This is a genomic window from Pedobacter duraquae (genome assembly GCF_004362245.1).
GTDB classification, from domain to species: Bacteria; Bacteroidota; Bacteroidia; order Sphingobacteriales; family Sphingobacteriaceae; genus Pedobacter; species Pedobacter duraquae.
In genome coordinates, this window is record NZ_SNWM01000003.1 from 266,187 (window position 1) to 279,207 (window position 13,021).

Annotated in this window: 10 protein-coding genes; 3 read left to right on the forward strand and 7 right to left on the reverse strand. The window is 43.1% G+C overall.

Features of this window, described 5'->3' with window-relative positions; all coding sequences use genetic code 11:
* Positions 1 to 6: 6 nt before the first annotated feature.
* The 5 genes from CLV32_RS12640 to dcd form a co-directional block, all read right to left on the reverse strand.
* Positions 7 to 882: an SDR family oxidoreductase gene (locus tag CLV32_RS12640; RefSeq protein WP_133556063.1), complete on the reverse strand. Its 876-nt coding sequence runs from the start codon at positions 880 to 882 to the stop codon at positions 7 to 9.
* A 2-nt stretch (positions 883 to 884) separates the two neighbouring features.
* Entirely contained in the window at positions 885 to 1,646 is a 762-nt protein-coding gene (locus tag CLV32_RS12645; RefSeq protein WP_133556065.1) for an enoyl-CoA hydratase/isomerase family protein, read from the reverse strand.
* A 9-nt stretch (positions 1,647 to 1,655) separates the two neighbouring features.
* Positions 1,656 to 4,325 (reverse strand): carboxypeptidase-like regulatory domain-containing protein, encoded by a 2,670-nt coding sequence (locus CLV32_RS12650; RefSeq protein ID WP_133556067.1) that lies wholly within the window; start codon positions 4,323 to 4,325, stop codon positions 1,656 to 1,658.
* Positions 4,326 to 4,412: 87 nt separating this feature from the next.
* Entirely contained in the window at positions 4,413 to 7,109 is a 2,697-nt protein-coding gene (locus CLV32_RS12655; RefSeq protein WP_133556069.1) for a carboxypeptidase-like regulatory domain-containing protein, read from the reverse strand.
* A gap of 65 nt (positions 7,110 to 7,174) precedes the next feature.
* Entirely contained in the window at positions 7,175 to 7,711 is a 537-nt protein-coding gene (dcd, locus tag CLV32_RS12660) for a dCTP deaminase (protein ID WP_133556071.1), read from the reverse strand.
* Positions 7,712 to 7,733: 22 nt separating this feature from the next.
* On the opposite strand from dcd, the gene CLV32_RS12665 reads away from it, so the two are divergent.
* The 3 genes from CLV32_RS12665 to CLV32_RS12675 are packed head-to-tail and all read left to right on the forward strand — an operon-like array spanning position 7,734 to position 9,872.
* Positions 7,734 to 8,423 carry a 4'-phosphopantetheinyl transferase family protein gene (locus CLV32_RS12665; RefSeq protein WP_243732303.1) on the forward strand — a complete coding sequence of 230 codons (690 nt, stop codon included), beginning with the start codon at positions 7,734 to 7,736 and terminating at the stop codon, positions 8,421 to 8,423.
* A gap of 6 nt (positions 8,424 to 8,429) precedes the next feature.
* Positions 8,430 to 9,128: a lipoyl(octanoyl) transferase LipB gene (gene lipB, locus CLV32_RS12670; RefSeq protein ID WP_133556073.1), complete on the forward strand. Its 699-nt coding sequence runs from the start codon at positions 8,430 to 8,432 to the stop codon at positions 9,126 to 9,128.
* A 27-nt stretch (positions 9,129 to 9,155) separates the two neighbouring features.
* Complete coding sequence (locus CLV32_RS12675) at positions 9,156 to 9,872, forward strand: SGNH/GDSL hydrolase family protein (protein WP_133556075.1); 717 nt, start codon at positions 9,156 to 9,158, stop codon at positions 9,870 to 9,872.
* Here CLV32_RS12675 and CLV32_RS12680 read toward each other — a convergent pair.
* A complete protein-coding gene (locus CLV32_RS12680) occupies positions 9,869 to 11,296 on the reverse strand; it encodes an L-serine ammonia-lyase (protein ID WP_133556077.1) in 1,428 nt (475 codons plus the stop codon). The genes CLV32_RS12675 and CLV32_RS12680 overlap by 4 nt on opposite strands.
* Before the next feature lie 86 nt (positions 11,297 to 11,382).
* Entirely contained in the window at positions 11,383 to 13,020 is a 1,638-nt protein-coding gene (gene groL / locus CLV32_RS12685) for a chaperonin GroEL (RefSeq protein ID WP_133556079.1), read from the reverse strand.
* Between the last annotated feature and the right edge of the window lies 1 nt (position 13,021).

Sequence of the window (13,021 nt, forward strand, 5' to 3'; positions counted from 1 at the left end):
GAAGCCTTAGCTTCCTTTTGTAGATCGTGTCATCTGTTCCAGCATATCCCACATCTCTCCAGGGATGGCTTCCAATCCATTAAACTGTCCAGCGCCCTGAAGCCACTCGCCACCATCAATGGTAATTACCTCGCCATTGATGTAGCCGGAGAAGTCGCTCACAAGAAATGCCGCCAGATTGGCTAACTCCTGGTGATCGCCAACGCGCTTTAACGGTACGCGGTTTTTGAAGTCGAACTTCTCCGCAAGGTCGCCAGGCAATAATCGCTCCCATGCACCTTTAGTAGGGAAAGGTCCAGGTGCTATAGCATTCGTCCGTATTCCATATTTCCCCCATTCTACGGCCAGCGACCGTGTCATAGCCAGCACGCCACCCTTAGCACATGCCGAAGGAACTACATACGCAGAACCAGTGAAAGCATAAGTAGTTACGATATTCAGAATGCTTGCCGCCTGTTTTTCTTTAATCCAGTGCTTACCAAAAGCAAGTGTGCAGTTTACAGATCCTTTCAGCACAATATCAATGATGGAAGAAAAGGCATTTGCCGATAAACGCTCTGTTGGCGATATAAAATTGCCTGCAGCATTGTTTAACAAAGCATCAGCCTTTCCAAAAACACGTACAGTTTCGGCAAGAACATGCTCTACCTGTTCGTATTCACGGACGTCACAAGCTACGGCTAATACTTTTCCACCAGTAAGCTCTTCCATCTCCTTCGCCGTTTTCTGGATCACATCATCCTTCCGACTCGTAATTACCAGATTAGCGCCAAGTTTCAGGAAATAAGTGCCCATCGCTTTTCCTAAACCTGTACCACCGCCAGTAATAACAATTGTTTTGCCTTTAAGCGCATCGTCTCTTAACATGGGTTCGTTATACATGCTTATTTCTTTTGTAGGTTGTCAATAATTGTTTTCAGAATAGTTCGTGTTGCCGGCGACCACCATTGCTTAAGCATAAGTTCCAACATCTCACTCTGGTCGGCAGCGGTTGCAGCAATAAGCTCTTTCCTAATATTCAGCTTGCTTTGTTGCCAGGTGTTAGGTTCAAATGCCATATATTTCCTGATCCGCCGTTCTGCAGCCGTCTGAATGCTTTCCTGTCTTACTACTTCATCAACCAATCCAATGGATAATGCTTCTTCCGGACTAAATAACTTCCCTTCAAGCAGGCTGCGCGTAGCGTTAGCCTTGCCAATCCAGAAGCTGTAGAGCTCAAATATGCTATGGGGAACGATAATTCCAACGGGTACTTCATTCAACCCGATGATAAACTTACCTTCTGCCATTACCCTGGTATCGCAGGCCATAGCAATTACGCAACCGCCGGCCGGACTATGACCATTTATCGCTGCCACCATGGGCTTACGAAAAGATGTAATATTGGCAATAAACTTTAAAAACAGATCCCAAAACGTCTTTGCCTCTTGCTCAGTATAACCGTAAAGTTCTATCAGGTCTAAGCCTGCGGAAAAGAAGTTTTCCTGCCCGGCAATCATGACTCCACCTATCGCAGGGTCAGAGCTGATGTTCGTCAGCATATCATTCAGTTCGGTGATCATTTCTCTGTTAAGGGCATTCGATTTCCCCCTATTCAGCATAATAATGGCTAAGCGGTCTTTTATCGTTACTTTAATCGTATTCATAATACCTGGTTATTTTACCTGAAAGGTAAGCGTTTGTCGCGCAATTTCACCATTCAAATTGATTCCTTCCAGCACCGCCCGATAATTTCCCGGCTGGTCAGAAGTATAAAAATCAAATTTACCCTTGCCGGAAGCGTCGCTGATGATATTTGGATTCCAGTAAACTGTGGTTCTTAAATCCTCATCAGTATTGCTTTTATCAATCGCGTACTTCGGTGAATAAAATTCTTTGGATAATGTATAGCCTTTCGGTATGAACGAAACAATCCATGGCGTATAGTGATTGTAAGTTGATCCATTCCCCCTTTTGGTGGTAATCAATAAAATCCCGGCTCCACCTTGAGACCCATAAATAGCCATGGTTCCAGCACTATTAAGCAACTCCACGCTTTCGACATCATCGATAGGAAAATACTGCAGGATATCAGGCTGAACTTTCATTCCATCTATAAAAATTGCCATTGGTTTGCCATTCATTCGCATTAGGGAAGGTATCCCCTCCACGGAAAACATCAGCCCTGGAATCCGCCCAGGTAGACACTGGGGTATTGAAAAACAGTTCTTAAAGTCTTTTGCTACCAGGATTTTATCTGCGACCCCCGGCCCATTAAGATTTGCAGAATTCGGTGCTGGATTTACCCACTTTTTCGTAATTTTTACTTCGTTCAACTGCACGGTCGACCGACTCAAGAATCCCTGTTTCAATTGCTCCTCAAAATAGATATTGCTGTTGCGGATGTATTGACTTAATGCGTCATTGACATTCAATTCTATATCACCGGAATTCTTGTTCTTTGTGACCGTTTGTGCCGGGTTAGGATCCATTTTAATCTCTACCTTCAGTTTATCTTTAGCGTTTTTCCCCTGGATAAGAAAATTTGTGCTGTCTGTATAGTACAGATTGTCAAATACAAAATGGCCGCTGGCATCTGCTACAGTATCTACCATGAAAAATCCTTTAGTAGAAGAATAAAGAGATACCTTCCCATATGGAAGTGGTTTGCCGCTAAGGCGATTAATGGTGCCAGTAATCCTGAATGACTGTTCCGCTTTAAATGACTGCTGTGTTAATTTATTTTCGATCAGATCTTTCCAGGAATAACGGGTCCAGCCCTGCGTAAGCATTAAGTTGTCGAGCTCAATAGTCGTTTGGACATCATCACTCAGAAAATAATGATTTGGTTTTTCGACATACCCCTTCAGATCACTAGTCAATAATAATGTGGTAAAGATATTGCTCTCATTTTCCAGGTCAGGTACTACGATATCTGCATTCGTTACCGCAACAGAAAAAGCAGCGAGGCCAGAACTGGCACCTGGGATAGAAAAGCTCATCCTGACCTGTTCTCTTTTTTTGTACACGGCTTTATTGCTCTCCATTTTAATCGGGAGTAAGTCTGCGTTATTTTTAACAAATACTAAACGCTCACAAATGGGTAGGTTTTTATCGGATATCAATAGGATTTGATTGATGCCCGATGTCAAATCTTTCTTTGGTATCGTTGCAGTGATAATTTGTTTTCTAATCACCGAGCTGGAGCTGTAGCTGAGAATTCCATTGTGTTGAACTAACAATTTCAGTTGTCCAGTTTCATTCAGCAGATCTTTGCTCACATAAATTTTAACCTGAATCTTGCTGCTGTCTATATTGTTTACTGATATAGCATACCCACTTTTTTGCGCTTTCGGTAATTGGTAATTGTGCTCGGAGCCATCAGCAAATTTCACGTGAGCCATGTAAGTGTTGCCAGCTTCCGGTGTCAGAATTATATTTCCCATTCCCAGAAAAGCGGAATTAAAAGTGCTGAGGATGTTAGCATCCTGATCGCGCAGGCTACCGCTAATGGGAACACCTTTTCCAACAGGGTTTACAGCTTTAAATGTAATTTTGCCTGGAAAACCTTCAATGAGGTTGCCGCTTTCGGGAAAGAACTGAACGTCTACATCGTCAGAAGCGGCTTCAATAAGTACTTCTTTAACCAGTTTTTTTTTATCCGGCATAGTTAATGATGCTATAATCCGTCCACGGCCACCATTTTCATTTTTGGGACTTATAAAGTTCAGCGCAAATTTTCCATCCGAATTGGTTTTCCCGCTGCCGCGCTTAATCACTTTTGTATTCCATACAACTTCATAGGTAAGCTCTTTGGCTGTAATTCCAACCCCGTCGTTATTTGCAAACTGCAATGATGACGCCACCCCTAGCTCCCCGTTACGTTCTTTATGATAACTGTATGTTGCTTTTAGTGAGACCTTATTAGACCAATTGTTACCTATTTTAAGGGTCTTGTCATAGAAAAAATCTGGGCCTGTATTTTGCATTAGCGTGGTATATGCCCTCAGTCTGTAATTCCCTTCAGAAAGGGAATCAGAAAGACTCAGGCTACTCCAACACATTCCCTCAGCAACGGGTAGGGTGAGACCTTGTACAATAGAATCCCGGTCATTGATGAGATCGATATACACGATTTTGCTTAGGTTGGACAAGCGGTTGTTAGTTGCATTAGCAATATATGCTTTAAGCCAGATCGTGTCTCCCACAGCGTAGTAAGGCTTATCTAAATGTACGTAGATTTTTTCCTGTGGATTGCTCCGCACGTATGTGTCGATCTTTTTAGTCAGAATGTCAAATGACTCTTCTTTGAGGTGGAATGCGGCAAGTACAAGAATCATACTCATTCCCGTGAGTATGGGCAAATACTTTTTGATTAATAGGCTGAAAGTCATTAGTTGAGCGTTACTTGCTAATTTGAAATAGTGCTATTTTTATTTTACCTGAAAAGTGAGCGTTTGTCGCGCAATTTTACCATTTAAATTGATCCCTTCAAACACCGCTCGATAATTTCCCGGCTGGTCAGAAGTGTAAAAATCAAATTTACCCTTGCCGGAAGCGTCGCTGATGATATTTGGATTCCAGTATACGGTTGTCCGTAAATCTGTATTTCCAGGAACATCTGTGGAAGTATACTTTGGTGAATAGAAATCCTTGGTCATTGAATAACCTTTCGGTGAAAAGGCAACAATCCATGGACTGTATTGTGTGTAGGCTCCACCACCGCCCCGTTTGGTAGTAATAATCAGCACGCCCGTACCACCGTTCATTCCATATATAGAAGTGTTGGCCCCGCTTTTTAACACTTCCACACTTTCTACATCAGGTACATTGATGCTCGCCAGGAAGTCTGGTTGTACCTGAATTCCGTCGATGTAAATCGCCATATATTTACCATTATTTCGCATCAGATAAGGTTCGCCCTGAGGTGTAAACATCAGGCCTGCCACTTTTCCCTGTAAACATTGTACTAGTGTGATACATGTCAGCATGTCTTTAGAAAGTATAATCGCATCGGCATTTCCTGCGCCGTTTAGATTTGCTGAGTTTGGTGTAGGGTTTTTCTTTTTTTGCGTGATTTTAACTTCGTTTAACTGGAGTGTGCTGCGGGTTAGGAAGCCTTGTTTAAACTGCTGGTCAAAGTATTGATTGCTCTGCTGAATGTATTTTGATAGCGTCTCGTTCACATTGATCTCCAGGTCCCCGGTGTTTTTGTTCTTCGTAACAACCTGCCCGGGCATGGGGTCTACTTTAATCTCTACCCTGTTTTTGCCCTTGATGTTTTTACCCTGAACGATAAAGTTTGTGCTGTCCGGGTAGGATAGTTTGTCAAACACAAAACGGCCATTGGCGTCTGCTACGGTATCAACCATGAAAAAACCTTTAGTAGACGAAAATAATGATACCCTTCCATTTGGCAGTGGCTTGCCGCCTAATGTGTTGATGGTGCCTGTTATCCTGAATGTTTTTTGTACATCAAATTTGGGTTGAGGGAAACTTCCTTCCAGCATTTTTCTCCAGGAAAATCTGCTCCAGCCTTGTGTCAGCATTAGATTATCCAATTCCCTGATGGTCTCCATACTGGAATTCAGAAAATAGTGATTGGGCCGTTCCACGTAACCCTTCAGATCTGAGGTTAGCAATAAGCTGGTTAGGATATTACTTTCATTATCAGGATCAGGAACAACAACATCTGCGTTAGTTACCGCTACGGAAAAAGAACCCACAGCAGGACTGGTGTTTAAATCAGAGAAATTCATCGTTACATGTGCCCTTCTTTTGTAGCTGGGCTGGTCAGTATCCAGTTTTAGGGGAAGGCGGTCCTCTGAATTACTAATAAAAGCAAGGCGTTCACAAACGGGTTGATTAGCACCGGCTACCACAACAATATGGTTAACGCCTGAAGGCAAATCCTTTTTAGGAATACTTGCGGAGATAATCTGTTTCGTAGCCTTTGCTGTAGAAGTGAAATAGATATTACCATTGTGCTGCACCAGTAAATTTACATCTGCGCCAGGGTTTAGCAAGTCGGCACTGATATAGATTTTCAACTGAAGCTTAGTGCTGTCTGTATTGTTTACCGAAAGGGCATATCCACTTTTTTGCACTTCGGGTAAAGGATAGTCCTGTTCAGAGCCATCTGTAAACTTAACTTTTGCCTTATAGCTTTTACCGGGTTCCGGTATAAGGATAAAGTTTCCCATACCCAAATATGTTGTGCTAAACGTACTCAATAGGTTCCCTTCATTATCTACAATAGTACCACTTACATCGGTTCCTTTTCCAGCAGCATTTACAGCTTTAATAGCAACTTTGCCAGGTAAACCAGCAATCATATTTCCACCTTCAGGAAAGAACTGAACATCAACCCTGGAAGACACAGCGTCGATCAAGACTTCTTTTAATACCTTCTTCTTGTCAGGCATAGTCACTGTAGCTAAAATCCTTCCCGTTCCATTGTCTTTCGGACTATTAAAATTCAAGTCCAACATTCCCGAACCGTTTGTTTTTCCCGAGCCCGATTTAATTATTTTATCGTTCCAGACTACACTGTATCTCACATCGTTACCAGACAGCGTAGTGCCGTCCCTATTGCTAAACTGTAAAGTAGAGGCTACAGAGGATTCCGTACCCACAGTTTTAAAGTTATATGCTGCCTTAACGGAGACCTGATTTGACCAGGCGTTACCAACTTTGATAGTCTTATCGTAGAAATATTCTGGACCGCTGTTCCTCATCAGCTGCGTGTAGGCTCTTACCCTGTAATTGCCCTCAGACAGAGAGTCTGATAAGTTGATATTTCCCCAGCTTAAGCCTTCAGTAATCGGAAGCGTTAGTGCCTGCACAGTAGAATCCTTTTCATTGATCAGATCTACATAAAGAATTTTGCTGAGACTGGATAGCCGGTCATTTTCGGAGGTCAGGATATAAGATTTAAACCAGATGTTATCGCCAACAGCATAGTAAGGTTTGTCCAGGTGCAGATATACCTTTTCCTGGGGATTGGCTCTCACATAAGTTTCGATCTTTTTGATCAGTTGGTCAAAGGTCTCGTCCTTCAACTGGAATGCGGCTAAAACCAAAACAATACAAATCCCGGTGAGCGCTGTGAGGTATCTTTTTGTTAACATCCTGGAAAATAATTAAAGCCTCAATATACGTATATTGAGGCTTTATTCCAAGGATTTAAATCGTTTTAGAAGCTGTTTTTCCACATCATGCTTTCTACCGGCTTGGTGGTTTTATTGTTGTATTTAGCGTCGTTTTTACTGTTGTACATCGTTTCGATCTGGCCCTCCACCATAAAGTAAATAAGCTGCCCGATAGGCATGCCTGCATAAATCCTTACAGGCTGTGCACAGGAAATCTCCAGGGTCCAGGTGTTGCAGAAGCCTACGTCTCCTTTACCTGCAGTGGCATGAATATCAATACCCAGACGCCCGGTACTTGATTTTCCCTCCAGAAAAGGTACGTGGGCATGTGTTTCCGTATACTCTAGTGTCACACCCAGATACAAAGTGCCCGGTTGCAATACAAATCCTTCTTTAGGGATTTCAAAATGTTCAATGGTGTTGTGTGCCTTTGCATCGAGTACCCTGTTGGTATAGGTGGCCAGGTATTTTCCCAGATGCACATCATAAGAATTTGTACCCAGACAGTCGGGCCTGAAAGGTTCAATGATTATTGTTCCTTTGTCAATTTCTTCAAGAATGCGTTTATCAGAAAGTATCATTTATCAAGTATTGGGCTAAATTATGATTAATTTAAGATACTTTTACATTCATTTTTCTAAAATAGGGATGCCTGTAGTCTTTACCAAGCATATAGATGAACATACCATACTTTCTGTATGGAAGATTGAAGAAACCGAACAGGAATTGTTCGCAGGCTTACAGTTGAAAGACCATGAGCTCGAATTTATTGCCACATTCAATAACGGCAAAAGACTGCTCCATTGGTTAAGTACCAGACTGCTGCTCAGAACGATGTTGAAGACTTCAGACTATATTGCTACCGGACTTGACGAGCATGGTAAACCTTTTCTGCTGAACCGCGATTACCATATCTCTCTAAGTCACTCCTTTGACTACGCTGCGGTAATGATCAGTAAGGATAAGCAGGTTGGTGTAGACATCGAACTTGTTAAAGAAAAGGTGCTGCGGATCAGGAATAAATTTATGACTGACGAAGAGCTAGCCGGGTTACCCAGTGCAGATAATGTATCTGCGCTCTACATCTGCTGGTGTGCCAAGGAGGCAATCTTCAAATGGCATGGACGCAAAGGACTGGAGTTTAAACGCGACATGGTAATCAAGCCCTTTGTTGCTGCAGAACAAGGTGAAATCACAGCGCTGGTAAGCCTGCCCGATGGTGAACGGCAGCTTACAGTACACTACTTTAAGGTCGACGCCGCCTACATGTTGGGTTACGTTGCCGATAAATAAAAGAACATGAATAAGAAAGTAGAATTTTTAGACTGGGGTCTGATTGATTACGAACAGGCATGGGCCGATCAGGAGAAGATTTTTCAGGATACCGTTACCCTGAAAACCCAAAACCGTACCAATAATACAACCCTCGAAACTCCCAACTACCTGATCTTCTGTGAGCATCCTCATGTGTATACACTCGGTAAAAGTGGACATCCTGAAAATCTATTGCTGGATGAAAAAGGACTGGAAGAGAAACATGCTGCCTATTATAAAATAAATAGGGGAGGGGATATTACTTACCATGGGCCCGGACAGCTTGTGGGTTATCCCATCCTTGATCTCGATAACTTCTTTACAGATATCCACCTCTACCTGCGTACCCTGGAAGAAGCGGTAATTCTAACGCTTAAAGATTACGGAGTGGAAGCTGGACGCTATCCCGGCTTTACCGGAGTATGGCTGGATGCTGATAACGATAAAGCCAGAAAAATCTGTGCCCTGGGGGTCCGCTGCAGCAGATGGGTGACCATGCACGGCTTTGCTTTTAATGTAAATGCCAACCTGGATTATTTTAAAAATATCATCCCTTGCGGGATTGACGATAAAGCGGTAACCTCGCTCGAACATGAACTCGGAAAGGCGCTGGATATGGATGAGGTTAAAGGCAAACTAAAAGGACATATCGCTGATCTCTTTCAGATGGAGATCCAAAACTAAGCCGTGTGAATTCTCGTAATTCACAGTATGAAAATTATAACTGCTATTGTTTCTGCCTGTCTGTTAATGGCCTGCGAAAAAGCTGAGGTTAATCAAATGAATACAACTGTTACGCCTGTAAATATAGGGACAACACATAGCTACCTGGCACTAGGTGATTCCTATACCATCGGTGAAGCCGTGGAACAAAATCTAACCTTTCCTTTTCAGCTGGCAGCAAAACTTGGTGCGTCAGGAATAGTCGTATCGGCACCAAAGGTGATTGCAAAAACAGGCTGGACAACGGGCGAGCTTCAGTCGGCCATAAATGCAGCTAATCTGAAAGGTACTTATGATATCGTAACTTTATTGATTGGCGTAAATAATCAATACCGTGGCATGTCTAGCGAAAGCTACCGCACAGAATTTAAATCTCTGCTACAACAGGCTATCGCTTTTGCGGGCGGTAAAAAGGAACATGTTTTTGTGGTTTCTATTCCTGATTGGGGTCTGACTCCTTATGGTGCATCTACCGGGAGAGATCAGAGCGGTATTTCTGCAGAAATTGATACGTTTAATAGTATCAATAAAACAGAAACACTGGCCATGGGGGTAAATTATACGGATATTACTCCAGGATCCAGGGCGGTGATTAACGATCCGGCGTTGGTTGCTTCAGATGGTCTCCACCCTTCGGGCAAGATGTATGGTAATTGGTCAGATGCAATGCTCCCTGCGGTAAAAGCAGCATTTCAGCAAAACTAACATTCTGGTAAGCTGATTGGGATGTTGGTAGCCAAACCTCCGTCAGAGGTTTCCTTGTACTTGGAGTTCATGTCTAATGCTGTCTCCCACATTGTACGTACCACAGCATCCAGACTTACTTTTGCCTTATCAGGATTACTTTGTAATGCCAGCTGACTGGCAGTAATTGCTTTTATGGCACCCATGGTGTTTCTTTCGATACATGGAATCTGAACAAGCCCGCCAATGGGGTCACAGGTTAAACCCAGATGATGCTCCATGGCAATCTCTGCGGCCATCAACACCTGACGCTGCGATCCACCCAGACATTCGGTCAGCGCTGCCGCGGCCATAGCGGAAGAAACGCCAATCTCAGCCTGACAGCCGCCCATTGCAGCAGATATCGTAGCTCCTTTTTTAAAGATACTTCCGATCTCGGAGGCACAGGCAATAAACTGTGTGATTTTCTCATCCGAATAACCATCGCAGAAAGCGATGTAATATTGTAATACCGCCGGAATCACTCCTGCTGCACCATTCGTAGGTGCTGTTACAACACGTCCAAAAGATGCGTTCTCTTCGTTCACAGCAAGGGCAAAGCAACTTACCCAGTCCAGGATGTAATTAAATCCGTTTCCGCCTTCGCGAATGGCGGCAACCCAGCTGGTATAATCGGTGTAGACGCGGTCACCCACCAACCTTTTGTTTAACGCAGCTGCTCTTCTGCCTACATTTAGACCACCCGGTAAGAAGCCGGAAGTATGGCTACCCCGATAGGTGCAATCTTTCATCACCTGAAAGTGCTGCAAAATCCCTTTTCTGGTTTCGGCTTCCGTACGCCAGGAAAGCTCATTTTCCATTACAATCTCGGATACCTTAAGTCCGGTCGTTAAGCACCAGTGTAAGAGGTCATTGGCGCGCTCCACGGGAAATGGTAGTTCCACCTGTTCTTTCTCCGCACTGTTATCGCCCTCTTTAACAACAAAACCACCACCAATGGAATAGTAGGTGGCAGAAACCGCTTTTCCATTACTCAGGAATGCCTGGAAGGTAACGGCATTGGGATGGAAAGGCAGACTCTCGTTGTATAGAAAAAGCAGATCCTCATTGTAATCGAAATTTAGGGCCTGTTCAGCATTAAGCTGTAATACTTTATTCGCCTTGATCTGTGCAATGGTAAAGTCAATTGCATTGACGTCAAATGTAACCGGGTCAGCACCGCTAAGGCCTAATAGGATAGCGATATCTGTACCGTGGCCTACACCTGTTTTAGCAAGCGAGCCATATAAGAGGATCTTGATCTGGTCTACCTGTTCCAGGGGGGCATTTTCAGCTAGTAATGCCACAAACTGTTGTGCGGCACGCCACGGACCCAGGGTGTGGGAACTGGACGGTCCGATACCAATCTTAAAAATGTCAAATACAGAAATAGGTTCCCGGTGCATCGTGCAAAGCTAGTTAATAAAGCAGATTTTTAAACAATAAAAAACCCCGCTCATCGCGGGGTTTTTGTAATATAGCTGTGTGGAAATTACATCATTCCACCCATGCCGCCACCGCCCATAGGAGGCATAGCTGCACCAGCATTATCTTCAGGATCGTCAGCTAAAACAACTTCTGTTGTTAACAACATAGCTGCAATAGATGCTGCATTTTCTAAAGCTACACGACCTACTTTAGTAGGGTCGATAACTCCAGCTGAGATTAAGTTTTCGTAAACATCAGTACGTGCATTGTAACCGTAGTCTGCAGTACCTTCTTTAACTTTCTGAACAACGATAGATCCTTCGATACCAGCGTTCTCGCAGATCTGACGAAGTGGCTCTTCGATAGCACGACGGATGATCTGGATACCAGTAGTCTCATCATCGTTGATACCTTTCATGCCATCCAATGCCTCAATTGCACGGATAAAAGCAACACCACCGCCAGCAACAATACCTTCTTCTACAGCCGCACGGGTTGCATGTAAAGCATCATCAACACGGTCTTTTTTCTCTTTCATCTCAACTTCTGAAGCTGCACCAACATAAAGTACGGCAACACCACCAGCAAGTTTAGCCAAACGCTCTTGTAATTTTTCTTTATCATAATCAGATGAAGTAGTTTCAATCTGAGCTTTGATCTGATTAACACGAGCTTTAATGTCTTCTGACTGGCCAGCACCATTGATGACTGTTGTGTTGTCTTTATCAACAACAACTTTCTCAGCAGTACCTAAGTAAGAAAGGTCAGCATTTTCCAATTTATAACCTCTTTCTTCAGAGATCACTGTACCGCCAGTTAAGATAGCGATATCTTCAAGCATTGCTTTTCTGCGGTCACCAAAACCTGGAGCTTTAACAGCAACAACTTTCAGGGATCCACGGATTTTATTAACTACTAAAGTAGCTAAAGCTTCGCCATCTAAATCTTCTGCAATAATCAGTAATGGTTTACCAGTTTGAACTTGTTTTTCCAATACCGGCAACAATTCTTTCATGTTGCTGATTTTTTTGTCGTAGATCAAAATGTAAGGGCTTTCCAGCTCAGCTTCCATTTTATCAGCGTTAGTTACAAAGTACGGTGATAAGTAACCACGGTCAAATTGCATACCTTCAACTGTTTTAACTTCAGTTTCAGTACCTTTTGCTTCTTCAACAGTAATAACACCATCTTTACCTACTTTACCCATAGCTTCTGCGATCAATGAACCGATTATTTCGTCATTGTTAGCAGAGATAGAAGCAACTTGTTTGATTTTGTTGTTGTCTTCACCAACAGTTTGTGACTGTTTTTTAAGATTTTCAACAACAGCGGTAACCGCTTTATCGATACCACGTTTCAGATCCATTGGATTTGCACCGGCAGCAACGTTTTTAATACCCGCTGTAACAATAGCCTGAGCCAATACAGTTGCAGTTGTTGTTCCGTCACCTGCAATATCAGCAGTTTTAGAAGCAACTTCTTTAACCATTTGAGCGCCCATGTTTTCAATAGGGTCTTTCAATTCAATTTCTTTAGCCACAGAAACACCATCTTTGGTGATTGCTGGTGAACCGAATTTTTTATCAATAATTACATTACGACCTTTAGGACCTAAAGTAACTTTTACAGCATTAGCCAGAATATCAACACCTCTTTTCAGGGCATCACGGGCTTCAACGTTATATTTAACTTGTTTTGACATG